25 protein-coding genes are annotated in these 24,748 nt (G+C 34.5%); 15 read left to right on the plus strand and 10 right to left on the minus strand.

Annotated elements, in window-relative coordinates:
• Window positions 1-65: 65 nt before the first annotated feature.
• The 3 genes from accD to FLA105534_RS13075 all read left to right on the plus strand — a co-directional run bounded on the left by accD (window position 66) and on the right by FLA105534_RS13075 (window position 2,317).
• Window positions 66-920: an acetyl-CoA carboxylase, carboxyltransferase subunit beta gene (gene accD, locus FLA105534_RS13065; RefSeq protein WP_017498373.1), complete on the plus strand. Its 855-nt coding sequence runs from the start codon at window positions 66-68 to the stop codon at window positions 918-920.
• Window positions 921-1,495: 575 nt separating this feature from the next.
• Entirely contained in the window at window positions 1,496-1,894 is a 399-nt protein-coding gene (locus FLA105534_RS13070; protein WP_173966568.1) for a helix-turn-helix domain-containing protein, read from the plus strand.
• A 54-nt stretch (window positions 1,895-1,948) separates the two neighbouring features.
• A complete protein-coding gene (locus FLA105534_RS13075) occupies window positions 1,949-2,317 on the plus strand; it encodes a DUF5004 domain-containing protein (protein ID WP_173966569.1) in 369 nt (122 codons plus the stop codon).
• Window positions 2,318-2,537: 220 nt separating this feature from the next.
• On the opposite strand, the gene FLA105534_RS13080 is transcribed toward FLA105534_RS13075, so the two are convergent.
• The gene (locus FLA105534_RS13080) at window positions 2,538-3,584 is read right to left on the minus strand and encodes an NAD(P)-dependent alcohol dehydrogenase (RefSeq protein WP_217427702.1); all 1,047 of its coding nucleotides are present in this window, start codon (window positions 3,582-3,584) and stop codon (window positions 2,538-2,540) included.
• A 98-nt stretch (window positions 3,585-3,682) separates the two neighbouring features.
• Window positions 3,683-4,930 carry an ABC transporter permease gene (locus tag FLA105534_RS13085; RefSeq protein ID WP_173966570.1) on the minus strand — a complete coding sequence of 416 codons (1,248 nt, stop codon included), beginning with the start codon at window positions 4,928-4,930 and terminating at the stop codon, window positions 3,683-3,685.
• A gap of 166 nt (window positions 4,931-5,096) precedes the next feature.
• Here FLA105534_RS13085 and purH point away from each other — a divergent pair, with 166 nt between their 5' ends.
• From purH to rodA, 6 genes are all read left to right on the plus strand, one after another.
• Window positions 5,097-6,623 carry a bifunctional phosphoribosylaminoimidazolecarboxamide formyltransferase/IMP cyclohydrolase gene (gene purH, locus FLA105534_RS13090; protein WP_173966571.1) on the plus strand — a complete coding sequence of 509 codons (1,527 nt, stop codon included), beginning with the start codon at window positions 5,097-5,099 and terminating at the stop codon, window positions 6,621-6,623.
• Between the two features lie 54 nt (window positions 6,624-6,677).
• On the plus strand, window positions 6,678-7,706 hold the full coding sequence (locus FLA105534_RS13095) for a rod shape-determining protein (protein ID WP_007804822.1): 1,029 nt from the start codon (window positions 6,678-6,680) through the stop codon (window positions 7,704-7,706).
• A gap of 109 nt (window positions 7,707-7,815) precedes the next feature.
• Window positions 7,816-8,640, plus strand: coding sequence for a rod shape-determining protein MreC (mreC, locus tag FLA105534_RS13100; protein ID WP_173966572.1), 825 nt, complete (start codon window positions 7,816-7,818; stop codon window positions 8,638-8,640).
• A complete protein-coding gene (locus FLA105534_RS23820) occupies window positions 8,633-9,139 on the plus strand; it encodes a rod shape-determining protein MreD (protein ID WP_246253240.1) in 507 nt (168 codons plus the stop codon). Before mreC ends, FLA105534_RS23820 begins: the two co-directional genes overlap by 8 nt.
• On the plus strand, window positions 9,136-11,100 hold the full coding sequence (mrdA, locus tag FLA105534_RS13105) for a penicillin-binding protein 2 (RefSeq protein ID WP_173966573.1): 1,965 nt from the start codon (window positions 9,136-9,138) through the stop codon (window positions 11,098-11,100). Before FLA105534_RS23820 ends, mrdA begins: the two co-directional genes overlap by 4 nt.
• Before the next feature lie 15 nt (window positions 11,101-11,115).
• Window positions 11,116-12,351 (plus strand): rod shape-determining protein RodA, encoded by a 1,236-nt coding sequence (rodA, locus tag FLA105534_RS13110; protein WP_173966574.1) that lies wholly within the window; start codon window positions 11,116-11,118, stop codon window positions 12,349-12,351.
• Window positions 12,352-12,558: 207 nt separating this feature from the next.
• Here the strand turns inward: rodA and FLA105534_RS13115 are convergent, their stop codons facing one another.
• The 6 genes from FLA105534_RS13115 to xrtF form a co-directional block, all read right to left on the minus strand.
• Window positions 12,559-13,239: a DedA family protein gene (locus tag FLA105534_RS13115; protein WP_173966575.1), complete on the minus strand. Its 681-nt coding sequence runs from the start codon at window positions 13,237-13,239 to the stop codon at window positions 12,559-12,561.
• Between the two features lie 130 nt (window positions 13,240-13,369).
• Window positions 13,370-13,711, minus strand: coding sequence for a heavy-metal-associated domain-containing protein (locus FLA105534_RS13120; RefSeq protein WP_173966576.1), 342 nt, complete (start codon window positions 13,709-13,711; stop codon window positions 13,370-13,372).
• Window positions 13,712-13,887: 176 nt separating this feature from the next.
• Window positions 13,888-15,894, minus strand: a complete 2,007-nt coding sequence (locus tag FLA105534_RS13125; protein WP_173966577.1) for a TonB-dependent receptor plug domain-containing protein — start codon at window positions 15,892-15,894, stop codon at window positions 13,888-13,890.
• Window positions 15,895-16,008: 114 nt separating this feature from the next.
• The gene (locus tag FLA105534_RS13130; protein WP_173966578.1) at window positions 16,009-16,404 is read right to left on the minus strand and encodes an HYC_CC_PP family protein; all 396 of its coding nucleotides are present in this window, start codon (window positions 16,402-16,404) and stop codon (window positions 16,009-16,011) included.
• A gap of 45 nt (window positions 16,405-16,449) precedes the next feature.
• Complete coding sequence (locus FLA105534_RS13135) at window positions 16,450-16,896, minus strand: exosortase F system-associated membrane protein (RefSeq protein ID WP_173966579.1); 447 nt, start codon at window positions 16,894-16,896, stop codon at window positions 16,450-16,452.
• Window positions 16,886-17,422 (minus strand): exosortase family protein XrtF, encoded by a 537-nt coding sequence (xrtF, locus tag FLA105534_RS13140; protein WP_173966580.1) that lies wholly within the window; start codon window positions 17,420-17,422, stop codon window positions 16,886-16,888. Before xrtF ends, FLA105534_RS13135 begins: the two co-directional genes overlap by 11 nt.
• Before the next feature lie 72 nt (window positions 17,423-17,494).
• Between xrtF and FLA105534_RS13145 the strand changes: the two genes are divergently transcribed.
• The 4 genes from FLA105534_RS13145 to FLA105534_RS13160 all read left to right on the plus strand — a co-directional run bounded on the left by FLA105534_RS13145 (window position 17,495) and on the right by FLA105534_RS13160 (window position 21,596).
• The gene (locus FLA105534_RS13145) at window positions 17,495-17,950 is read left to right on the plus strand and encodes a GAF domain-containing protein (protein WP_173966581.1); all 456 of its coding nucleotides are present in this window, start codon (window positions 17,495-17,497) and stop codon (window positions 17,948-17,950) included.
• A gap of 39 nt (window positions 17,951-17,989) precedes the next feature.
• Window positions 17,990-18,943 carry an energy transducer TonB gene (locus tag FLA105534_RS13150; protein WP_173966582.1) on the plus strand — a complete coding sequence of 318 codons (954 nt, stop codon included), beginning with the start codon at window positions 17,990-17,992 and terminating at the stop codon, window positions 18,941-18,943.
• Window positions 18,944-19,030: 87 nt separating this feature from the next.
• A complete protein-coding gene (rpsO, locus tag FLA105534_RS13155) occupies window positions 19,031-19,297 on the plus strand; it encodes a 30S ribosomal protein S15 (protein WP_026983900.1) in 267 nt (88 codons plus the stop codon).
• A 163-nt stretch (window positions 19,298-19,460) separates the two neighbouring features.
• Window positions 19,461-21,596: a polyribonucleotide nucleotidyltransferase gene (locus tag FLA105534_RS13160; protein WP_173966583.1), complete on the plus strand. Its 2,136-nt coding sequence runs from the start codon at window positions 19,461-19,463 to the stop codon at window positions 21,594-21,596.
• Window positions 21,597-21,674: 78 nt separating this feature from the next.
• Here FLA105534_RS13160 and FLA105534_RS13165 read toward each other — a convergent pair whose 3' ends face one another.
• A complete protein-coding gene (locus FLA105534_RS13165) occupies window positions 21,675-22,292 on the minus strand; it encodes a hypothetical protein (protein ID WP_173966584.1) in 618 nt (205 codons plus the stop codon).
• Between the two features lie 4 nt (window positions 22,293-22,296).
• On the minus strand, window positions 22,297-23,043 hold the full coding sequence (locus tag FLA105534_RS13170) for an LA_2272 family surface repeat-containing protein (protein ID WP_173966585.1): 747 nt from the start codon (window positions 23,041-23,043) through the stop codon (window positions 22,297-22,299).
• A 102-nt stretch (window positions 23,044-23,145) separates the two neighbouring features.
• Between FLA105534_RS13170 and FLA105534_RS13175 the strand changes: the two genes are divergently transcribed.
• Together FLA105534_RS13175 and FLA105534_RS13180 are read left to right on the plus strand one after the other, a co-directional pair.
• Window positions 23,146-24,108, plus strand: a complete 963-nt coding sequence (locus FLA105534_RS13175) for a hypothetical protein (protein ID WP_173966586.1) — start codon at window positions 23,146-23,148, stop codon at window positions 24,106-24,108.
• Window positions 24,109-24,312: 204 nt separating this feature from the next.
• The gene (locus FLA105534_RS13180; RefSeq protein WP_173966587.1) at window positions 24,313-24,705 is read left to right on the plus strand and encodes a hypothetical protein; all 393 of its coding nucleotides are present in this window, start codon (window positions 24,313-24,315) and stop codon (window positions 24,703-24,705) included.
• Window positions 24,706-24,748: the final 43 nt, after the last annotated feature.

Below are 24,748 nucleotides of genomic sequence, written 5' to 3' on the forward strand. Positions count from 1 at the left end.
TAGATTTTAGATTTTTCGAAGTCTAAAATCTAAAATCTAAAGTCTAAGATCTAAAATCTAAAAAAATGGCTTGGTTTAAAAGACAGGAAAAAGGGATTACAACTGCTACTGAAGACAAGATGGACGTTCCGAAAGGATTGTGGTACAAATCTCCTACAGGAAAAATTATTGACGCTGACGAATTAGCCCGAAACTTATTTGTAAGCCCGGAAGATGATTTTCATGTTCGAATTGGAAGCGCAACCTATTTTGAAATTTTGTTCGACAATAATGAGTTTGTTGAATTAGATAAAAACATGACTTCTAAAGATCCTCTGCATTTTGTGGATACAAAAAAATATGCAGAACGATTAAAAGATGTAATGGAGAAAACACACTTAAAGGACGCTGTGCGTACCGGAGTGGGAAAATCTAAAGGAAAAGAACTTGTAATTTGCTGTATGGATTTCGCCTTTATCGGTGGATCTATGGGAGCTGTTGTAGGAGAAAAAATTGCCAGAGGTATTGATCATGCGATCAAAAACAAATTACCTTTTGTAATGATTTCTAAATCTGGTGGAGCTCGTATGATGGAAGCTGCTTATTCTTTAATGCAATTAGCAAAAACATCTGTGAAATTAGCGCAATTGGCAGAAGCTAAACTACCATACATCTCACTTTGTACAGATCCAACAACCGGAGGAACAACTGCATCATACGCTATGTTAGGAGACATCAACATCTCTGAGCCTGGTGCTTTGATTGGTTTCGCTGGTCCACGTGTAGTTCGTGACACAACAGGTAAAGATTTACCGGAAGGTTTTCAAACTGCTGAGTTCTTATTAGAGCACGGTTTCCTTGACTTTATCACGCCAAGAAAAGAATTAAAAGACAAGATCAACTTGTATATCGATTTGATTCAGAATAACGATATTAGATAGTTTTTAAACTTCTAAATTATACGAAATCCCAAGAAATTGCTTCTTGGGATTTTTTTATTTTTATAACCAACAAGATATCCCGTTCCTATGAAACTCACGGATTCGCAATTGATCATGTTCAACGGAATGAATTCCGTTGCTACAAAATAAATCATTCCTCCGGAATTTTTATCGATGTGTAAACCCAATCCTAACTTCAACGCGATAAATTCTACCGATATTTAATTCCTACGGAATATTTCGCGGTTTGCGATTTCAATCTTAATTCTTAACGGAATAAATTCCGTTGCTACCGAGAGATTTCATTTCTATGGAATTTCTATCGGCGTATGGCTTCAATCTTAACTTCAACGCGATAAATTCCGCCTACCGACATTTAATTCCTATTGAATTTTCTTAACTAACAATTTTAATAGCAACTAATTAATACTTGTCTGAAAAATTGTATTTTTGTTTCTGATACACAAATAACAGTTTTGTACCCAAGCGAACTACCAGAAAATGTATTTAACAAAAACTGACTTGTTTTCTACCAAAACCATTTTCTTTAAAAGCAATATAAATATCTTTGAACTATGAGCACAACAACAAAACCCAACCATATAGGACGAAAAATTAGTCGTATTCGTGAACTAAGAGATATGAAGCAGGAAGCTTTGGCTCAGGCTTTAGGAACATCTCAGCAGACCGTATCTGCAATAGAGAATAGTGAAACCATAGATGATGCAAAACTTGCAGAAGTAGCAAAAGCACTTGGTGTAAGTATTGAAGCTATAAAAAACTTTACAGACGAAAATATGATTAGTTACTTCAATAATTTTTACGACAACAGCTGTAATGGAGCAAATGGAATGTTTCATGCAAATTATTGCAATTTCAATCCATTAGATAAAGTCATTGAACTCTACGAACGTATGCTTCAGGCAGAAAAAGAAAAAGTTGAGTATTTAGAAAAAATATTGAAAGAAAAATAAGTTCTTTCAAAAACATATTAATTCCTCAAAATCTAACTTTAAAATCGTAACCTTATGAAAAAGATTGCTTTTCTAGCACTTATCATGTTAGCATCACTCTCCATTCAGGCGCAAACTTCGAAAGAACTTGTAGGTAAATGGCAATTGGTAAAACTCACTAAAAACGGGAAAGAAAAAGATATAAAAGAGAAATTCAAAAGCGATCAGGTGTTTCAGGTCTTCAATGAAGATGGAAAATTTACAGGAATCGTAGGAGACAAAACTACCAACGGCAAATGGAAACTTTCTAAAAAAAATGATGTCTTAACCGTTACCGTTAATTTAATACCTGTAAAATTTCAAATTGAATACTTCGACAGCCAGAAACGTGTTATTACCCAAGATCAACTTGGGACTTTAGAATACAAAAAGGTAAACAACTGATACATCCAAAAACCTTAAACTAACCCACACATAATAAAATTAAAAAGTCCGCAAAGCTCTAAGACAAGCTTTACGGACTTTATTTTTATGTGATTAAGCTTCGAAGAGGTGTTATGCCAAGACAATTAAATACCGCAGCCTAAGAGTCAAAATCAAAAATCCGGTGTAATAAAAACTCAAGATCTTAGCCCCTCAGAACCTTAGTGCTTCAGAACCTCAATTACTTCAAGGAAGCCATGTCAATTACAAAACGATACTTCACATCACTTTTATTCATTCGGTCGTAAGCTTCATTAATGTACGCCATATCTATGATTTCAACATCAGAAGTAATATTATGTTCAGCACAGTAATCTAACATTTCCTGAGTTTCTTTTATTCCTCCAATCAAGCTTCCAATAATACTTCTTCTTTTCATGATTAAAGTAAAAACAGGAATTTCAGCGGGTGCTGGTGGAGCTCCAACAACAATCATGGTTCCGTTAGTAGTTAATAAATTCAGATAGGCATTATGATCGTGTTTTGCCGAAACAGTGTTGAGAATAAAATCGAAACTATTTGCTAACGATTCCATTGTTTCAGTATTTGAGGTTAAAGCAAATTTATGCGCTCCTAATTTCTTCGCATCAGCTTCTTTTGAAGGAGAGTGACTTAACATTGTAACTTCGGCACCAAAAGAAACGGCAAACTTTACAGCCATATGTCCTAAACCACCAAGTCCTAAAACTCCAACTTTATGCCCTTTACCTACTTTTAAATATCGTAACGGAGAATAAGTGGTAATTCCTGCGCAGAGTAACGGAGCAACTCCTTTAATATCCAGTTTTTCAGAAACATGGAGAGTATAACTCTCATCAACAATAATACTGTTTGAGTATCCTCCACGGGTTGGAATATTGGTTCCTCTTTCGACACTGTTATAAGTTCCTGTCATTCCTTCATCGCAAAATTGCTCTTCACCCGACTGACAGCTTGGACAAACTCTACAAGAATCTACGAAACAACCTACCCCAGCCAGTTCTCCAACTTTAAATTTAGAGACTTCACTTCCAACAGCTACAATTCGGCCAACAATTTCATGACCGGGAACTAAAGGATAGTCAACAGGCCCCCAGTCGCCTTTTGCAGTATGAATATCAGAATGGCAAACGCCACTGTATAAAATTTCGATCTGAACCTGATGAGCACCAACTTCTTTTCTTTCAAACGTATAAGGTTTTAACGGATTTACAGCATCATAGGCTGCATAAGCTTTTACTGGTATCATATTATCGTTTTTAAATTAGGGTATTAAAATTACGATAAAATTCAACAGCAAAACCAAAATTAAAATGATCCAAAAATGTTTTTTTTTCTGTAGTGCGCTTACATCCCGGTTCGAATCGCTTCAACCGGATCTAAATTTGCGGCAGAGATAGCCGGTAATATTCCGGAAATTAATCCGATAATTGCGGCCAGTCCTGTTCCTAAAATTATATTCCCTGTGCTTAAAACAAACTCAAAGTCAAGTACTTTTGTCAAAATAAGGGCAATACCCCAAACCATCAGCAAGCCAATTATTCCGCCAATAACAGAAAGAATAACCGCTTCGAATAAAAACTGAAATAGAATAAATCGATTTTTAGCTCCTAATGATTTCTGAATTCCAATTAAATGGGTTCTTTCTTTTACGGATACAAACATGATATTCGCAATTCCGAAACCGCCAACTAAAAGAGAAAATCCACTGATAATCCATCCTACAACATTCATCTGTCCCAAAATCCCATCTATAAAATCGGTAAAACCGGAAAGTACATTAATGAAAAAATTATCCGCTTCGCCGGCTTTCATTCCACGCATTGCTCTTAATTTTTGCGCAACCTGCGCTTTATAAGCATCCATATCTACCCCTTTCGATGGTTTTATAACAATTACGGGGGTCATGGCATCACTGTCACCATACATTCGGCGTAGAAAATTAGCCGGTAAATAAACGGTGGTATCATAGCTTTCTCCAAAAAAACCCGCACCTTGCTTTGCAATTACACCAATAACGGTAAAACGTTGTCCGTACAAACGAATATTTTTTCCAATAGGATCACTTGTACCAAAAAGTCCTTCAGCAATTTCGTATCCCAAAACAATAACAGGAGCTCCGGAATTCGATTCAGATTCGGTATAAAATCTTCCTTTTTCTAAAGTCAATCCGTCAATATCAACCATTTCATTTGACGAAGGAACAATATTTACATCGCTAACTGTCTTCGAATCGTATTTTAAACTTTCCCTTTTTACAAAAAGCTGATAAGCAACCTGATCAGTATTCGTAAGAGAATTTTTAAGTCCTATGTACTCGTCGTATTTCACATTTGGAAATTGATCTCTTTTCCATTGCGGAATTTCAGTTGGGCCAAAAGACATCTTCACTAAATAAATCGTATTTTTATCTAAGCTGCTTAAATCCTTAGAAATTTTACGATCTAAAGAATCAACTGCTGCCAAAACAGCAATAATTGAAAAAATCCCAATTGTTACTCCCAACAAAGACAATAAAGTTCGTAGTTTATTATTTCGCAAAGCATTAACAGCAAAGCTCAAACTTTCTTTTAATAATCTAAGATAAACAAGCATATAGTAGTATTTTTCAATAAAGTAAAATTCAATAATTTAAAATCAAAAACCTAATAAAAGTTAACTTACTCATCAGTAGTTTTTTTTAGCATAATGTTACATTAATTTTCTTTAAAATAAGGTTTAAAAAAACTACTTTTGCAGTCTCAAAAATCATAACTACACGATGAGCACAACTAAAACAATACAATCGGCATTAATATCTGTTTTTTCAAAAGACGGTTTAGAGCCAATCGTTAGAAAATTACACGAACAAAACGTAACACTTTACTCGACTGGAGGAACCGAAGATTTTATAAAAAATCTTGGCATTCCTGTTGTTCCTGTTGAAGATATCACTTCTTTCCCTGAAATTCTTGGAGGAAGAGTAAAAACACTTCACCCGAAAATCTTTGGTGGAATTTTAAACCGTCAGGATAACGAAAGTGATGTTCAGCAAATGAAGGAATTTGATATTCCACAAATTGATTTGGTAATTGTTGATTTGTATCCGTTTGAGAAAACTGTTGCTTCAGGTGCAAGCGAGCAGGATATTATTGAAAAAATTGACATTGGCGGAATTTCATTAATCCGTGCCGGTGCAAAAAACTTCAAAGACACCGTAATTGTAGCTTCGGTAAACGAATACAGTCTGCTTTTAGATTTGATTACAGAGCAAAATGGAGCAACAACTCTTGAAAACAGAAGATTACTTGCTACAAAAGCGTTCCACGTCTCATCTCACTACGATGGCGCTATTTTTAACTATTTCAATACTGACGAAACCATTTACAAAGAAAGTATTGCAGATGGTCAGGTTTTAAGATACGGGGAAAACCCTCATCAAAAAGGATTTTTCTTTGGTGATTTTGACGCTATGTTCAAAAAAGTTCACGGAAAAGAATTATCATACAACAACTTATTAGATGTTGATGCCGCAGTAAACTTAATTAATGAGTTTAAAACTGACGGACCAACATTTGCTATTTTAAAACACAACAATGCTTGTGGTTTGGCCTCAAGAAAAACAATCAGCGAGGCTTATCTAGCAGCTTTGGCTTGTGATCCTACATCGGCTTTTGGAGGTGTTTTGATTGCAAATACTAAAATCGACCTGGATACAGCACAGGAAATCAACAAGTTGTTCTGCGAAGTGGTAATTGCTCCAAGTTATGATGACGAAGCAATTGCTGTTTTACAAGAAAAGAAAAACAGAATCATATTAATTCAAAATGAAGTTGAATTACCTTCAAGACAAGTAAGAACATGTCTTAATGGTTTGTTAATTCAGGACAGAAATAATATTACAGATACTAAAGAGCATTTAAAAACCGTTACTATTACTGAGCCTACAGCTGAAGAGATAGAAGATTTAATATTTGCTTCAAAAATTTGTAAAAACACCAAATCAAATACAATCGTATTTGCCAAAAACGGAACATTAATTTCGTCAGGAACAGGTCAGACTTCAAGAGTAGACGCTTTAGTTCAAGCAGTTGACAAAGCAAAAGCTTTTGGATTTGATTTAACCGGTGCTTCAATGGCAAGTGATGCATTTTTCCCGTTTCCGGATTGTGTAGAATTAGCCAAAAAAGCAGGAATAACTGCTGTTATTCAGCCAGGAGGCTCAATAAAAGACGAATTAAGCATAAATTATTGCAATGAAAACAATCTTGCAATGGTATTTACGGGAACACGTCATTTTAAACATTAATTTGTTTAACTTTGTTCAAAATAATTTATAACATTTTAAACCCCTAAAAAACTTATGGGATTTTTTGATTTCATGACCGAGGATATTGCGATAGACCTTGGTACCGCAAACACTTTAATCATTCATAATGATAAAGTTGTTATTGATAGTCCGTCGATCGTTGCACGTGATAGAATATCAGGCAAAATCATTGCTGTTGGTAAGGAAGCCAATATGATGCAAGGTAAAACGCATGAAAACATCAAGACCATAAGGCCTTTGAAAGATGGTGTAATTGCAGATTTTGATGCTTCAGAAAAGATGATCAATATGTTCATCAAAAGTATTCCTGCATTGAAAAAAAGAATGTTTACTCCAGCTTTAAGAATGGTGGTTTGTATTCCTTCCGGTATTACCGAAGTAGAGATGAGAGCTGTAAAAGAATCTTGTGAAAGAGTAAACGGAAAAGAAGTTTACTTAATTCACGAGCCGATGGCAGCAGCAATTGGTATTGGTATCGATATCATGCAGCCAAAAGGAAACATGATTGTTGATATTGGAGGAGGAACAACCGAAATTGCAGTTATTGCATTAGGCGGAATTGTATGCGACAAATCTGTAAAAATTGCAGGTGACGTTTTCACAAACGATATCGTTTATTATATGCGTACACAACACAACCTTTTTGTTGGAGAAAGTACTGCTGAAAAAATAAAAATTCAAATTGGTGCCGCTATCGAAGATTTAGACGGACCTCCAGAAGATATGTCAGTTCAGGGTAGAGACTTACTTACAGGTAAACCTAAACAAGTAGATGTTTCTTATCGTGAAATTGCAAAAGCACTTGACAAATCAATTCAACGTATCGAAGACGCGGTAATGGAAACATTATCTCAGACTCCTCCTGAATTAGCAGCCGATATTTACAATACAGGTATTTACTTAGCTGGTGGTGGATCTATGTTAAGAGGCCTTGATAAGCGTATTTCGCAAAAGACAGATTTACCTGTTTACATTGCTGAAGACCCTTTAAGAGCAGTTGTTCGCGGAACCGGAATGGCACTTAAAAACATTGCGAAATTTAAAAGTATCTTAATCAAATAAGATTCAAAATAACAATCAATATATTTTTATTAGAGTTGAATTTAAACGTTCAACTCTAATAAATTTTGAAACCAAAAGCATATCCTGAAACAAAATAACCACACAAGAAATGCAGCAAATTTTTAATTTCATTATAAGAAACAGTAATCGATTGCTGTTTTTGCTGCTTTTAGGTATTTCGTTGGCGCTCTCAGTTCAATCACATTCCTACCACAGAAGTAAAATAATCAGTTCGGCTAATTTTTTAACCGGAGGTGTTTATGAAAAAATCAATCACGTAAACGAATATTTGAACTTAAGAACTGAAAATGACGAACTTGTACTTGAAAACGCAAGATTAAAAAGTCTATTATTCAATAAACAAGACACCTCAAAACTACCTTTAGCAGACAGCGTAAAAGGAGTTAAGCCTGCGGATATTATTGTTTCAAAAGTAATTCACAACTCCTACAACACGCACGAAAATTTCATCACGCTAAATTCGGGATCAAATGATGGTGTTAAACCAGATATGGGAGTAATCAATAGTTTAGGAATTATTGGGGTTGTAGACAATACTTCACCAAGATACGCAACTGTCGTGAGTATTTTGAATATGAAATCACAGATAAATGCTAAACTAAAAAAGACAAACCACTTTGGTTCTTTAACCTGGGATGGAAAAAGCACGGGCTTTGTACAACTGGAAGATGTTCCTAGATTAGCTTCTGTAAGAAAAGGAGATACCATCGTAACTGGAGGGCAATCTGTAATTTTCCCGGAAGGAATTAATATTGGTACTGTAGAAAATATATACAAAAAGGAAAATTCAAGTTTTTATGTTATAAAAGTTAAGTTATTTAACGACATGACCAATCTTGGACACGTATATATCATCAAAAGTAAGGACAGAGAAGAACTTATTAATTTAGAAAACAAGGAAAAAAATGAATAGCGCTTTGTTACTCAATATTTTTCGATTTATTATGTTACTAGCAATTCAGGTTGTTATTTTCAATAATATGAATTTTTTAGGGTACATAAGTCCCTTCCCATACATCTTGTACATTATCCTGTATCCTGTTAATAGCAACAGAACCGGCTTGATAGTATCGAGCTTTTTGCTTGGAATTATCATGGACATGTTTTGTAATTCAGGTGGGATTCACGCAACAGCTTGTCTTGTACTTGCTTATTACAGGCCTTACATTTTTAAGTTCTCTTTTGGGCTTAGTTACGAATATCAAACCATTAAATTGAATGATTCCTTAACCCCTGAACGGTTTTCTTTTATTCTGGTTTCTGTTGTATTGCATCATATTGTGTTATTTATACTAGAAGCTTTTCAATTTAAATTTATTTTGGATGTTTTACTCCGAACTTTATTTAGTTCTATCTTTACAATAATCACCTCAATTATCATAATTTACCTTATTAAGCCTAATAAACGATGAGAAAAGTTCTGCTGCCCTCTTTAATTATTATTGCAGCATCTTTGCTAGTGATCAGGATCTTTTATTTGCAAATTATTGATGATACATTTAAGTTAAAATCCGAAAATAATGCGATAAAGAAAAAATATGACTATCCTGAAAGGGGTTATATTTATGACCGACATGGAAAATTATTAGTCGCAAATCAGGCTTCTTATGATATCATGGTAATTCCAAGAGAAATTAAGGAAGACCTTAATATCCCTGAATTCTGTGCTTTATTGAACATTACTCAAGAAGATTACGACAAAAGAATTGCAAAAGCTAAAGTATACAGCCCAAGACTTCCTTCGGTATTTTTATCACAATTGAACAAGAATGAGTTTGCAGCTTTTCAGGAAAAAATTCGAAAGTATGAAGGTTTCTATTTTCAAAAGCGTTCTCTTCGTGATTATGAAGTAGATTACGGTGCAAACATTTTTGGTTTTATTACTCAGGTAAACGAACGTTTGATTGCTAAAAACCCTTACTACAATAGCGGGGATTTAATTGGACGTCAAGGCGTTGAAGAAAGCTATGAAGACATTCTACGCGGTATTAAAGGCGTAAAATACATCCAGAAAGACAAATACAACAGAGAAATTGGCTCTTATAAAGATGGCAAGTACGACACTATTGCTGTAGCCGGAGAAGATATCAATCTAACAATTGATGCCGAGCTTCAGAAATACGGAGAAGAGTTAATGATCAATAAAAGAGGAGGAATTGTCGCTATCGAGCCTAAAACAGGGGAAATCCTGGCGTTAGTAACTGCACCTTCTTATGATCCCGGAATTTTAGTTGGAAGACAACGTTCTAAAAACTATACACTTTTATATCACGATTCAATCGCAAAACCACTCTACGACAGAGGGCTTTTGGCCGAGTATCCTCCGGGTTCTCCGTTTAAAATCCTGACAGGTCTGGTTGCTTTGCAGGAAGGCGTTATCAACGAACAAACTACCTTTATGTGTCATCATGGATTTAGCTATGGTAGAGGTCGCTTTATGAAATGTCACGGTTTTGGACCTCATCAATTACATAACGGAATTTACAATTCTTGTAATACCTATTTTGCACAATCTTACATGTTAACTATAAACAAATATTCAAATCCTGCTAAAGCGGTTGACGTTTGGAGTGACCACGTAAAAAGTTTTGGATTGGGACAATTTATGGGGTATGATTTACCAACAGGTAAAAGAGGAAACATTCCGACATCAAAAACATATAAGAAAATTTATCCTAACGGAGGCTGGAGAAGCACAACCATTGTATCCAATTCTATTGGTCAGGGAGAAGTTTTAATGACTCCTATTCAACTAGCCAATATGATGGCAACTGTAGCCAATCAAGGCTACTATTACACGCCTCACATTATTAAAAAAATTGAAGGAAAGAAAATTGACGCTAAATTCACCACCAAACACGTTACCACAATTGACCAAAAGTATTTCCCACCGGTCATAAGCGGTTTGTTTGATGTTTACAACAAAGGAACGGCTTACGCACTTCGCGTAGAGGGTATTGATATTTGCGGAAAAACGGGTACGGCAGAGAATTTTGCAAAAATTAACGGAAAAAGAACACAGCTTAAAGACCACTCTATATTTGTCGCTTTTGCACCTAAAGACAATCCAAAAATTGCAATCGCAATTATGATTGAAAATGGAGGATTCGGAGCAACAGTAGCAGGTCCAATTGCCAGTTTAATGATTGAAAAATATCTAAGACATAAAATCACAAGAACCGATTTAGAAACCCGGGTCTTAAACAAAAGCTTAGCAAGTGAGTATGCAAAATTAGGTGGTATGAACGAAGCCAGCGCGATTGAATCTACTCCAAAAGATTCTCTTTTAAAAGCTAAAATCATTACCCCTAAGCCGGTAACACCTAAAGCAGAAATAAAGAAGACCGTATCAGACACCACTAAAAAGAACTAACAAAGATTATTTCAAATGAAAAATCAAAGTGTAAAAAATAACATTGACTGGATAAGCGTTTTTATCTACATTTCGTTGGTGATATTAGGGTGGCTAAATATCTATTCTTCATCATTACTATCAACAGAAGGAACCTACCAAAAGCAATTAATCTTTATTGGATGTACTATCCCTCTAATTTTTGTGGTGCTTTTTGTGGACGGAAAATTCTATGAAAAATACGCAACTATTATTTTTGGAGTCTCGTTATTATCCTTAGCCGGTTTATTTTTATTTGGAAAAACTATTGCCGGACAAAGATGTTGGTATGCCATAGGAAGCTTCACTTTGCAACCATCCGAATTTGCTAAAGCCGCTACATCATTGGCATTGGCCAAATATTTAAGTGATACCCAAATCAACCTGAAAGATACCAACCGACAGATTCAGGCCCTGGCCATTGTATTTTTACCGGTATTATTGATTTTGCCTCAACCCGATCCGGGAAGTGCCTTAATCTACAGTATTTTCATTGTTGTATTATATAGAGAAGGTTTGCCATCCTGGTATGTTTGGACTGGCTTTATCACCATACTATTATTTGTATTAACACTCGTTCTGGAGCCTTATGTAGTTATTCTAATTGCTCTGGGAGTTTTAACCATCATACATTTCAAAGGAAGAGTCGTTGACCGAAACATTATCTTAAGCGGTATTCTTCTGCTTATTATCTCAGGTTTTGTTTTCTCTGTAGATTATGTTTTTGATAACGTTTTTAAACAGCACCACCGTGACCGTTTTAATATCTTATTAGGAAAAAGTGTAGATATGAAAGGTATTGGATACAACACCAATCAATCTGAAATTGCTATTGGATCAGGAGGATGGATCGGAAAAGGTTTCCTCGAAGGAACTCAAACCAAAGGAGGATTCGTTCCTGAACAACACACCGATTACATCTTTACAACCGTTGGTGAAGAATGGGGTTTTGCAGGATCTTTAGTTGTAGTTGCACTTTTCGTGGGGCTATTTCTAAGAGTCATCTACTTAGCCGAAAGACAGAAAACAAAATTTAGCAGGGTATATGGATATTGTGTTGCCGGAATTTTATTCACCCACTTTTTTGTTAACATCGCTATGGTTATTGGAATTTTCCCAACAATTGGGGTTCCACTGCCTTTCTTTTCTTATGGAGGCTCCGGACTCTGGGGATTCACAATTCTGTTGTTTATCTTCTTAAAAATGGATGCCAATAAAGTGAATGAATGGTAGTTTTTTCTTGAGGCGCTAAGGTTCTGAGGTACTAAGGTGCTAAGTTTTTTATTCAGAAACTCAACGATTCAGAGATTGATATTTAGAGTTAGAGTTAGAGTTGCATTTCATATCTCACATTTTACATTTCACAAAAGAAAACATATCCCATAAAAAAAGTCCGAAACAGCTAAGTTTCGGACTTTTTTATAACTTAATTATTTTAAACTATATTTTTTCGCTTGGTCTCTTTTTAAAAAGCTTTACCAACACCGGAAATGTAGATATGATTACAATGATAATAATAATATATTCAATGTGATGTTTTAAGTCTATTCCTTCTTTCAGGAACACACCATATAAATAGTGTCCTGCGAAGATCAATATAAACGACCATAAGAAAGAACTCAAAACATTATAGAACATAAATTTTTGTTTATCCATAGAAACAATTCCTGCAACAATAGGAGCAAAAGTCCTGAAAATTGGAAGGAAACGCGCATAGATAATCGCTTTTCCACCGTACTTCTCAAAGAAATCTTTTGATTGCAGTAAGTACTTTTTCTTGAACCAGAAAGAATCTTCCTTTTTGAACAGATAGTAACCGCTTTTGGCTCCAAACCAATATCCGGTCATATTTCCCAAAACTCCCATTATAGCAACAAGGGTTGAAAGTATAAAGACATTAAGAAAGTCTGCCGGAATATCAACAACATTCTGCATTAAATCACGACTGTAAATCCCTGCTAAGAAAAGTAAACTATCTCCCGGAAGAAAAAATCCTGCAAAAAGTCCAGTTTCTGCAAAAACTATAAAGAGAACAATAAATAAACCAATTTGAACCCCTCCAATGCTTAATGTTATATAAAATTCAGGGTTGATTAATTGCGTCCAATCAAAATTATTCATAAATGCGTTTGGTTATATTTATAAGTTTGTGAAATTAGCAATAATTTGCTTCAACCACAATTAAATGCCGTATTTTAAAGATAAATTAACTATTAAAAGCCCGAATATACACCCGGGCTCTTCCGTTTTTTTACTCTCTTACATACTTGCAGCAAGAATGCAAATTATCATAATCCGCATCCGTGGCTTTAACATCCTTAGTATCATGACCAACTTTAGCAATAACAGCATTCAAATCTGCAGGAGATGATTTTTCTTCATTTAAAATCACTGCAAGCTGATGCGTACTAATATCCCAAGTTGCAGACTTCACTCCAGGGATACTATAAGCTGCCTTTTCAATACGCTTTTTGCATTGCTCGCAATTACCGTTTACCTCGGTGGTATACTTTAAATTCTTGTTTTTCTTCGTTTGTGCCTGAGCTGAAAATCCTAAAAAGGTTATCAGCGCCATTAAAATTATTCTATTCATCTTGTTTATTATTTAGTGTTATTTTTTTTATGTGAAATGTGAGATGCTGCATGTAAAATGTTTTTTGTGTGTGTGAAATGTTTTATTTGAAATGTTAGATGTTTCATATAAGATGGTTGAATAAATTTTTACGTTTTACAGATCACATCTCACTTTTCACAGATCACATTTTACAATTACTTTATCTTAAATCGTAATCCTGCGTAATACATCTGTCCAAAAATAGGAGCATACGCAACAGAAGCATCAAAATTAGGACCAAATGGATCTGAAGCTCCTAAAATGGCTTTGTCCTGTTTGTAATTTCCAATATTCTCCCCTCCTACATATACTTCAAAAACAGGAGAAAAAATTCTCGTTACCTGAACATTCATCACCGCATACGAAGGCGAAAAATCAGGAAACTGATCTGCAGTCGGGTTTGACGCTGTATAAGGCAATTGTTGTTTTCCGGACCAGTTAAAAGTATAATCAAATTTCCATTGTTTATCATTGTTCAGCTTGGTTTCATATTCCAAATTTCCCAGAAAACGGTGTTTCGCCTGTAAGGGACGCTGAAAAGTACCACGCAAATAATCCGTTTGAATATCATAATACTTGTAAGCCGTTCTTAAATTCAGATTATGGATAAATTCAAAATTAAATTCCAGCTGAAAGCTATTCGCAAACGAACTTCCTTTCAGATTGTAAAACAAAACATCCTGCGGACTTTGCATCAAGTCGACAACGGCCTGATTTTGAAAATCGGTACGATAGAAATCAAATCCAACTTCAGCATTTTTATTAAAAACACGGAATTTCTGAGAAAAACTCACTCCGTAATTCCATGCGATTTCGGGATTCAACCCATAAATTTTCCCACCTTGATCTAAAATCGAAAACGCTCTTGAACTTGCAAAAAGCTGTTGATTTTCGGAAAAAATATTGGCCGAACGTTTCCCTCTTCCGGCAGAAACACGAAGCACTCCAAACTTCCAAGGATTGTATCTCATGTGCAGACGCGGTGTAACAAATACCCCCAATCGATTATGATTGTCTACTCTACCTCCCAAAATCAAACTAAAATTATCGGTATTATCATAAGTATACTCAAAAAATGCACCAACAGAATTATCAATTCGGCTGTAATCATTTGCGTTTACAAATTCCTGATACTGATCGTAAGCAAAATTTAAACCGGTAGAGAATTTATGCTTTGTATTGTTAATAATCGAATTGAAAATTAAATTCGAATAAAAACTATTTTGCCTGATATCATAAAGACTCAAACCAAAATAAGAGTTTTGATTGTGGGTATTAAAGGCATTCTGAAAACCAATACTTTGATAGGGCATGTCTTTAAATACATATCCTATCTTAGTAGAAACATCAAAACGTTCCGTATTTATTTCTGAACCCCAATGATTTTTTGTCCCGCGATCGGTATCTTTATCGAAATCTACTTCTCCGGTTTGTTTCTTATCATTCATATATCTGAAATTGATAAAACTCACCAGACCACTATCCGGATTGTAGTATTGGTAACGGTTTAAAACATTAATTTGTTTCCCCAACGGATTGTCCAAAAACCCATCGTCGTTCATGTCGTTTTTCGCTACACGCGCATTACCATGAACAAATAAACTCGTTGCCCATTTATCCGATAATTTTTTATTAAAATGGGTATTTAATTCAAAACGGGCATCGGTAGAACCGTAAGCATTTAAGAAAAATGGAATATCATTTAACGGCTTTAAAAGCTCGGTATTAATTTGTCCCGAAATGCTTTCATAACCATTAATAACACTCCCCGCTCCCTTTGTAATCTGAACACTTTCTATCCATGTTCCCGGAGTAAACGATAAGCCGTAAGCTTGTGAAGCTCCTCGTACCGAAGGAAGATTCTCTTCGCTAATTAATAAATACGGACTTGTTAGTCCAAGCATTTTAATTTGTTTGGTTCCGGTTAAAGCGTCGGAAAAATTTACATCTATTGAAGGGTTTGTTTCAAAACTCTCGGCTAGATTACAGCAGGCTGCTTTTAGCAACTCTTTGCTTGTGATAACAGATGTATTGGCAGTAAGGGTATAGGATTTTTTTATTCCTTTCTGTTTTTTTGTAATTTTCACTTCCTGTAAATCTTCTTGTGAAAACATGGATACTGAAAGCAAAAACATAACAAAAAGCATTATATTTTTTTGCATGAAAAAATGATTTTAATGTTAATTAGAAGGCTGTTTTTATAGAAATTTCTCCAAAAAAAGAAATAACAAAACAACATAGCACAAGTCAAAGCGACTTGATTCTAAACATTAAAATCAGGAATAAAAGATGTACTGATGGTATAATTTAAATAAGGGAGGTGCATTTGCATCAGAATAATACGAAGCAACCTGGCTGCTTTTGAATTTTGGAATTGCAAGAAAAACAATTGACTTATATTCCTGAGTTACCGGAAGAAAAGCAAACTGAAAAAAGAAAATCTTAAGAGTAGCATTGTCCGATTTTTTCTCAAAATGAACTACTTTGTCTTTACAGCAAGATGACTTTTTTTCAGAGGCTCCACAACAATTCTTTTCAGAAGCTGCAGCTGTTGTGTTTAACGAAACGGAAGCAATCTCACCTCCGCAATAGTGCACATCAAAAGCAAACCCAATGTTGGAGACCAACAATAGGAAGGCTAAAAATAATCCGGTGCACTTTTTCAGTTTCATACTGCAAAATTATTTAAAAGACACCAAAAAAGACTGCATAAAGTGTTATTTTTTTAAATTTTGTTGCTGATAATAAAATGCAGGAATAAACAACAGCACAAATATGGGCTGAATAATGAATCGTCGTACATAAAAAAGAAGCCAATTCCATTGTGGAAAACATTCGAGAATAACAAAAAACATTACCAAAAGCAGGACGGCAAAAAACACATATAAAAACAGGCTGAATTGAAACATATCACGATCCTGAAACAAGGTATAGATTAATACAAGAGACAGAATCATATTCAGGACGTATCTAAGTAACAGATTCCAAAAAAGAGCAAAAGTCTCTACTTCCGGTAAAGGTAAGTTTTTAAAATTCCCGTCAAAATAACTTAGAAAAGGATCATAAAACAGCTGATTTTCAAAAGCTCTGATAACGGCAAAACACAATACAATCGCTGTCGCAATTACTAATTTGAATTTGTGTTCGAGGATTTTATTTAGCATACTTCGAAAATTTGTTTACCCAAACAGTCCACAAAAGAAAAACGAAACCGTAAATCATTAAAGGGAACAAAGTTCCGTGTAAAAAATGATTGTGTTCGTGAAAACGAAACAGCAAAACCACCAATAGTGCAATTCTGGCTACATTTAAAACATAAATAGAAAAGATTCCAAATACTATAAACAACAAAGTGGCTTTAAACTTTCCGGAAAATGCCAGTACAAACGCAACAAACAAAATCATAACGCTTACCGCATTGCAGCCTTCAACGATTCGAACCGAATAATGTTTATTGTACCAAACTTCTAACCATGAATCGGTGAGGCTTTTATGAACTTTGATATCACAATGAAACAATTGCATGAGTTGTTCGACATTTCGTCCCACAACATTGGTTATTCCATCTACTTCATTGGGTCCGAAACCGTTCAAATAGAACTTATACGCCAACGTTAGTACAATATAGGCCGCAAAAAAAGTGCTTATAAAAATCAGGAAGGGCTTAAACTGTACTAAATATTTTTTCAACGGAATTTTTTTTTCAAATTTATGTATTTTTTGAGTTTAGCTTTAAATACTTTTGTATAAAATTTTAACATCATGACATTTCAAGAATTACAACCAAAAATAAGTGCTATTGTTTCTGATTCAGTATTAGTTAGAGACGAAAAATTATTAGCAATCTGTCAGTTACTAAACGAAAATATTGAATACTATAACTGGGTTGGTTTTTATTTTGCCAATCACGAGAACAAAACCTTACACTTAGGCCCGTATGTTGGAGCTGAAACGGATCATACTGTTATTCCTTTCGGGAAAGGAATATGCGGTCAGGTAGCCGAAAGTAATGCTAATTTTGTAGTACCCGATGTTGCGGCGCAAGACAACTATATTGCCTGCAGCTTTACGGTAAAATCTGAAATTGTTGTTCCGTTATTTGTTGATGGAGTAAATATTGGTCAGATTGATATCGACAGTCATGTTATAGATCCGTTTACAGAAGCTGACGAACGATTTTTAGAATTCGTAAATCAGGAAGTTGCTAAACTGTACTAAAAATAATACATTCGCGTAATTTTATTTTTATTAAATTCCATGAAACTAATTTTACGCGTTTTCTTTTTCTTTATAATTTCAGCAAAATTATTTGCTCAAGCCCCTGCTTCGGCTAATAAGTTAATTTATCTCGACTCTTTGTGGACACCTGGTACTCCTGAAAATTATAAGTATACACGTCTTATTGAAGACTATTATTCTGAAAAAAAATCCTATGTCTACAAAGACCATTATAAATCCGGGGCAATAAAATATATTGCAAATACTACAAACAAAGACGTCATTATAAATGAAGGGCAAGCTGTCTCTTATTATGAAAATGGCAACAAAAAATCTTCCGTGTCTTACGTTAACTCAAAAAAAACAGGGAAAGAATTCAATTGGTATGAAAACGGAAACCTGAAATCGGAACTTGAGTATTCTGACTATAAAAAAGGAGAGGTTGATTTTAAAGTTAATAACTACTGGACTCTTAATAAAGAACAAACTGTAACTGCAGGAAATGGCAAAGTTGAAGATACTACGTACGATATTGAACAAAACGGCACCATAAAAGAGGGTTTTCCTGATGGTATATGGAAAGGTAAGAACCTAAAAACCAAATACACTTTTACGGAGCATTATGAAAACGGCAAATTAATTTCCGGAAAGAGTATTGATTCTTCAAACATTGAACACAGTTACAAAATCATAAGCAAAAAACCTCTTCCGAAAAACGGTATTGATTCATTTTACAGATATTTTAGCAGCAAAATGGTTATCCCCGTGGAAATAAGAAACAAAGTGTCCGGAAAAATATACATGACTTTTATAGTAGATGAAACGGGAAATCTGGTAGACCCAAAAGTAATAAAAGGTGTTGGTTATGGATTGGATGAAAATGCAATTCAGATAATTAAAGAAGCTAAAAAATGGAATCCGGGCTTAATTAGAGGGATACCTGCAAGGATTCTATACAAACTACCCATTACAATTGTAAAAAACGGACGATAAAATTCGTTTTTCCAAAAAAAAGTTCTAATTTTGCACCGTCTTACAAAAGTTGTACGACATACATAAAAATCATTAAATAATATTGGAATGTATTTAACTAAAGAAAAAAAGGAAGAGATTTTCGCACAACACGGTGCTGCAACAAACACTGGAAGCGCAGAAGGTCAAATCGCATTGTTCACTTACAGAATTTCACACTTAACTGAACACTTGAAAAAAAATCGTCACGATTACAACACTGAGCGTTCACTTGTACTATTAGTAGGTAAAAGAAGAGCTTTGTTGGACTACTTGAAAAAGAAAGAGATCAACAGATATCGTGAGATTATCAAAGTATTGAATATCAGAAAATAATCAATATAGAAAAGAGGTGCGAGAGTGCCTCTTTTTGTTTTTACATTACAAGCATTTTATAAGAAAAAAAGTTTGGTTTTTCATTGGGTTTTAGAACAATAACTACACACAACAACAACTACAACACAACTAAAACCCATTGTATAACCAATAAGGAAAAATTATGATTCCACAATTATTTGTAGAAAAGATCGATTTAGGTGATGGTAGAAGCATCACAATCGAGACAGGGCGTTTAGCTAAACAAGCAGACGGTTCTGTAGTAGTAAGAATGGGCGATACTATGATTCTTGCGACAGCAGTTTCAGCTCGCACTTCTAACCCAGGCGTTGATTTTTTACCATTAACAGTAGATTATCGCGAAAAATTTGCAGCAGCAGGTCGTTTTCCAGGTGGTTTCTTTAAAAGAGAAGCTCGTCCAAGTGATAACGAAGTATTGACAATGAGATTAGTTGACCGTGTTTTACGTCCACTTTTCCCAGACGATTACCATGCTGAAACTCAGGTTATGATTCAATTAATGTCTCATGACGAAGAGGTTATGCCAGACGCTTTGGCTGGTTTAGCGGCATCTGCAGCATTAGCAGTTTCAGATATTCCATTTTATAACTTAATTTCTGAAGTACGTGTTGCACGTATCGACGGAAAATTCGTAATCAACCCAAGCAGAGTAGAATTAGAAAAATCTGACATCGATATGATGATTGGAGCTTCGTTAGATTCTGTTGCTATGGTTGAAGGTGAGATGAAAGAAATTTCAGAAGCTGAAATGGTTGAAGCTATTAAGTTTGCTCACGAAGCTATTAAAGTACAAATTCAGGCGCAATTGCGTTTGCAGGCTGCTTTTGGTAAAAAAGAAATTCGTACTTACGAAGGTGAGAAAGAAAACGAAGAAATCTATAAAAAAGTAAAAGCTGCAGCATACGATAAAATCTATGCTATTGCAAAAGTTGGCTCGGCTAAACACGAAAGAAGCGCTGCATTTGCTGAAGTAAAAGAAGAAGTAAAAGCTTTATTTACAGAAGAAGAATTGGCTGCTGACGGAGATTTAGTTTCTAAATATTTCTACAAAACGAACAAAGAAGCTGTTCGTAACGTAGTGTTGGAATTAGGCGTTCGTTTAGACGGTAGAAAAACAACAGATATCAGACCAATCTGGTGTGAAACTGATTATTTACCAAGAGTTCACGGATCTTCATTGTTTACACGTGGAGAAACTCAGGCATTGGCAACTGTAACTCTTGGAACTTCAAGAGAAGCAAATCAAATTGACTCTCCATCTGAACAAGGTGAAGAGAAATTCTATTTACACTATAACTTCCCTCCTTTCTCAACTGGTGAAGCAAAACCTCTAAGAGGAACTTCAAGAAGAGAAGTAGGTCACGGTAACTTGGCTCAAAGAGCTTTGAAAAACATGATCCCTGCTGATTGTCCTTACACCATTCGTGTTGTTTCTGAAGTATTAGAATCTAATGGTTCTTCTTCTATGGCAACCGTTTGTGCAGGAACAATGGCTTTAATGGATGCCGGAGTTCAAATGACAAAACCGGTTTCAGGAATCGCTATGGGATTAATTACTGACGGTGAGAAATTTGCTGTATTGTCAGACATTTTAGGGGATGAAGATCACTTAGGAGATATGGACTTTAAAGTAACCGGAACTGCTGACGGTATTACCGCTTGTCAAATGGACATCAAAATTGATGGTTTACGTTATGACATTATGGAGCAGGCTTTAGGACAAGCACGTGAAGGACGTTTACACATTCTGGGTAAATTAACTGAAACAATTGCAACTCCAAGAGCTGACGTAAAAGCACATGCACCAAAAATCATCACCAGAACTATTCCTGGAAACTTTATTGGAGCATTGATCGGACCTGGTGGAAAAGTAATTCAGGAGTTACAAAAGGCTACAGGAACTACTATTGTAATCAACGAAGTTGACGAACAAGGTGTGATTGAAATCTTAGGTACAGATCCTGCCGGAATTGAAGCAGTATTGGCAAAAATTAAGTCGATCACTTTCAAACCACAAATGGGAGAAGCTTACGAAGTAAAAGTAATTAAAATGTTAGATTTTGGAGCTGTAGTAGAATATACATCCGCACCAGGAAACGAAGTTTTATTACACGTTTCTGAACTAGCATGGGAACGCACTGAAAATGTTACCGATGTTGTAAACATGGGCGATGTATTCCAAGTGAAATACTTAGGTGTAGATCCTAAAACTAAAAAAGAAAAAGTGTCAAGAAAAGCGCTTTTACAAAGACCTCCACGTGAGGAGAAAAAAGAGTAATCAGATCTTAGTTTACTAAAGGTTTATTCATAGAAAACCCCAATTCATGTATTTGAATTGGGGTTTTTCGTTTTTAAGTTATTGCCTGTAAACTATTCCAAACATAAGACTTTGTGAACCAAAATTCGTTTCGACCTGGTCATTAAACAAACCATACGGCGACCACTGATAATGACATTGCAATCCTGTATTTCTGTAATTCAGCTTAATTCCTTGCGACAAATAAAATGTAGTTAAAACTTCTTTTGTATGCTCGCCACTTTCAAATTCTAATTCCTTTTGAGCATTATAAAAATTTAGAGCCAATCCAATTCCGGAATTCCATTCTAAATTAAAATCTGTTTTTCGTTGCGATAACGAAATAACTTTTGCAAAACGAGTTCCTATATTTATTGCAAAATGACTTGATTTATATTGCACAACCGAATCACGGTATTTAAAATTAATATTTAAAGGCTTTTTAGGTACGAAAAAATTAAAACCAAAATCTATAAAATCTTCGCGATTCATTTTTGTCCTATACCAAAATCCAAACGATGGTGATAAATCAAACTTATTCGAAAGTTTTCCTATGGGCTGCAAAAAGCCTGCCTCGATATAAATTCTTTCATATTCAACAGAAGAATCCTTAGATTCAGTTTGAGAAAACGCAACTATTGAAAACATAGAAATTAACAACAATAAAACTCTTCTCATGATCTTACCAATTTAAAAAAGGCATTGACCTTTTATTATTAACATTCCAAATCCCTAACTGAAAACCTTTCGAATTCGATTTATTAAAAACTCCTATCTGCAAACCCCTATTGATTCTCGTTTGATTAAAAACCCCTATATGCAACCCGCTTAATTGATACGATTGATTGTAGACTCCAATTGTTGAACCACTCAAATCATTATTAGCATTATAAATACCTACCGAAAGTCCGTTTTGATGATCAGTAATCGCTCCTAAAACAGTAACCGAAAGACCATTAAAATTCCTGAATTTATTTCCAGCCGAAATATTTAATCCGTTCATACTGGTCGTGGTAAAAAAACATCCTGAGCTAATATTTAAACCATTCAATTTCAATTCGGGCGTATAACTCATGTTTTTAATTTTGTAATCTTCCTCACTATTTCTAATCTGGTTGCTTTTTTTATTATTTTTAATAATTTCCGGAAGATACATCAAAGACATAAACCCCATTAAAGCCCCAACGGCAGGTGCCGGATTTGCTTCTATATTTAAACCGTTAATTACCTGAGAGCTGATATGTCTATTTTCAACATGACCAACTCCAAGAACCAATCCATTTACTTTGTCTACTTTTTTAGAGATTGGAGAAAGACTAAAAATTTGCGAATGCTGTTTAACAGAATCAATAACCTGAATTTTAATTGTATCCTGAGCGCGTATTACTCCAAAGACAAATAATAACAGTACTAAAAATGATGTTTTCATAATTATAGTTTTAAAATTACAAGGCAAACGTATTGCTATTATCACATACGAGTTTGCAAAAATCAATAAAACTATTTACTACATTTGTGATTATCGCAAATTATGAAATATCAAGAATCCTTATTAAAAGCAATTAGATCCAAAGTTTCTCCATCGGTTTCTTTAATAGATGAGATAGCGGCTATTTTAGAAATTAGCTATGATGCTTCACACCGGAGAATATCTCAAAAGAGCAAATTTTCAATAGATGAAGCAATAAAACTTGCCGATCATTTTAATATCTCTTTAGACAATTTATTTTTCAACAAAGAGAAAGTCATTGTCGAGAAAACAATCGAAATCGAGACCTTAAAAGATATGCTTCAGTATTTCAAATCCTCAGCAGAACAAGTTGAAATACTAACAAAGAATCCAGAAACCATACTTTATTATTCTGCAAAAGATATTCCGCTATTTTATTTTATGGACGGAACTATACTGTCTAAATTCAAAGCTTTTGTTTGGCTGAATCTTTTAAATACAAATCAGAAAAAAATTTCTTTTGAGAATTTTGTTATCGAAGAATCGTTTACCGAATTCATGCAAAAACTAAAAAAAGCATATGAAAATACTTTTGTAAATGAAATCTGGAACGATACTACTATAAACAGTAGCCTACAGCAGATTCTATATTTTTACGAAGCTAGTTTGCTAGATTTAAAAAGCGCTAATGCACTTTGTAAAGACTTAAAAAGGGTCATCAATCTAATACAGGAAAAATGCAATAAACCCAATACTAATTTTACCATTTATTATAATGAACTGATCTTACTAAACAACAATATGCTTATTGAAACTGACCAGAAATTGACCATGTTTGTTCCTTATACCTTACTTGGTTATTTCATTACTGACAATGATGACAGTTGCAAAAATGTACATCAGTTTTTTAAGCAGCAAATTAGTAATTCAAAGCCATTAGGACAATCAGGTATTAAAGAGCAAAATTTATTCTTTAACAGAGCCATTAGAAAAATCGATTATTATATCGAAAAGATAAACTCGCAAGTCGACTTATTTTTTTAAAAATAGATTCTATTAAATTTCATAGAAAACCCCAATTCATGTATTTGAATTGGGGTTTTTCGTTTTTATGGCATTTTATAACTAAAATTTCCCTTAGTTACTAGAAAAATCACAAAAAAACACGACAAACCTTACATTTATATGTGAAAATAAAATATCTTTAACACACCAAAAAAACAAATTAATAATCCTTAAAACACAATTATGTACTTTAACGTTACCCAAATCACAAAAATTAATCAGCAAGATTTTGTCTTTTCTGATAAAAGCAGTCTTACTTTTCCAATCCCTCCTTTAGCCTCAGCACAGCTTTACAGAAATCAGGGTGTACTTACCTTAAAAATCTGTGCTACGGTTTACATTAATTCTAAAGATTCACAAAGCCCGGCGGTTAGAACCCTAATCGAAAATGACACTAATATCGAAATCTATTTTGATTACGACTGGGACGAAAGCACTCCTGACACTTACGATGTTTGGTATGTTGAAGTGGATTATATCTCTGATACAATTAATAACATCAAGACCGTTACATCTTATTTAAGAAATTTGGACCCTGAAACTTCCAGAGGAACTGAAACAGGAGTCCAAAATTAATTAAAACTAAAAGATATCGTTTAATTAATTCTCCAATTAAGCG

Origin of the sequence: Flavobacterium collinsii (genome assembly GCF_902804485.1) — a bacterium.
In the GTDB taxonomy this organism is placed as follows: domain Bacteria; phylum Bacteroidota; class Bacteroidia; order Flavobacteriales; family Flavobacteriaceae; genus Flavobacterium; species Flavobacterium collinsii.

Bases quoted from the DNA above. Each gene is read 5' to 3' on its own strand.
- accD (WP_017498373.1), top strand. From the start codon at position 66: ATGGCTTGGTTTAAAAGACAGGAAAAAGGGATTACAACTGCTACTGAA.
- FLA105534_RS13070 (WP_173966568.1), top strand. From the start codon at position 1,496: ATGAGCACAACAACAAAACCCAACCATATAGGACGAAAAATTAGTCGT.
- FLA105534_RS13075 (WP_173966569.1), top strand. From the start codon at position 1,949: ATGAAAAAGATTGCTTTTCTAGCACTTATCATGTTAGCATCACTCTCC.
- FLA105534_RS13080 (WP_217427702.1), bottom strand. From the start codon at position 3,584: ATGATACCAGTAAAAGCTTATGCAGCCTATGATGCTGTAAATCCGTTA.
- FLA105534_RS13085 (WP_173966570.1), bottom strand. From the start codon at position 4,930: ATGCTTGTTTATCTTAGATTATTAAAAGAAAGTTTGAGCTTTGCTGTT.
- purH (WP_173966571.1), top strand. From the start codon at position 5,097: ATGAGCACAACTAAAACAATACAATCGGCATTAATATCTGTTTTTTCA.
- FLA105534_RS13095 (WP_007804822.1), top strand. From the start codon at position 6,678: ATGGGATTTTTTGATTTCATGACCGAGGATATTGCGATAGACCTTGGT.
- mreC (WP_173966572.1), top strand. From the start codon at position 7,816: ATGCAGCAAATTTTTAATTTCATTATAAGAAACAGTAATCGATTGCTG.
- FLA105534_RS23820 (WP_246253240.1), top strand. From the start codon at position 8,633: ATGAATAGCGCTTTGTTACTCAATATTTTTCGATTTATTATGTTACTA.
- mrdA (WP_173966573.1), top strand. From the start codon at position 9,136: ATGAGAAAAGTTCTGCTGCCCTCTTTAATTATTATTGCAGCATCTTTG.
- rodA (WP_173966574.1), top strand. From the start codon at position 11,116: ATGAAAAATCAAAGTGTAAAAAATAACATTGACTGGATAAGCGTTTTT.
- FLA105534_RS13115 (WP_173966575.1), bottom strand. From the start codon at position 13,239: ATGAATAATTTTGATTGGACGCAATTAATCAACCCTGAATTTTATATA.
- FLA105534_RS13120 (WP_173966576.1), bottom strand. From the start codon at position 13,711: ATGAATAGAATAATTTTAATGGCGCTGATAACCTTTTTAGGATTTTCA.
- FLA105534_RS13125 (WP_173966577.1), bottom strand. From the start codon at position 15,894: ATGCAAAAAAATATAATGCTTTTTGTTATGTTTTTGCTTTCAGTATCC.
- FLA105534_RS13130 (WP_173966578.1), bottom strand. From the start codon at position 16,404: ATGAAACTGAAAAAGTGCACCGGATTATTTTTAGCCTTCCTATTGTTG.
- FLA105534_RS13135 (WP_173966579.1), bottom strand. From the start codon at position 16,896: ATGCTAAATAAAATCCTCGAACACAAATTCAAATTAGTAATTGCGACA.
- FLA105534_RS13145 (WP_173966581.1), top strand. From the start codon at position 17,495: ATGACATTTCAAGAATTACAACCAAAAATAAGTGCTATTGTTTCTGAT.
- FLA105534_RS13150 (WP_173966582.1), top strand. From the start codon at position 17,990: ATGAAACTAATTTTACGCGTTTTCTTTTTCTTTATAATTTCAGCAAAA.
- rpsO (WP_026983900.1), top strand. From the start codon at position 19,031: ATGTATTTAACTAAAGAAAAAAAGGAAGAGATTTTCGCACAACACGGT.
- FLA105534_RS13160 (WP_173966583.1), top strand. From the start codon at position 19,461: ATGATTCCACAATTATTTGTAGAAAAGATCGATTTAGGTGATGGTAGA.
- FLA105534_RS13165 (WP_173966584.1), bottom strand. From the start codon at position 22,292: ATGAGAAGAGTTTTATTGTTGTTAATTTCTATGTTTTCAATAGTTGCG.
- FLA105534_RS13170 (WP_173966585.1), bottom strand. From the start codon at position 23,043: ATGAAAACATCATTTTTAGTACTGTTATTATTTGTCTTTGGAGTAATA.
- FLA105534_RS13175 (WP_173966586.1), top strand. From the start codon at position 23,146: ATGAAATATCAAGAATCCTTATTAAAAGCAATTAGATCCAAAGTTTCT.
- FLA105534_RS13180 (WP_173966587.1), top strand. From the start codon at position 24,313: ATGTACTTTAACGTTACCCAAATCACAAAAATTAATCAGCAAGATTTT.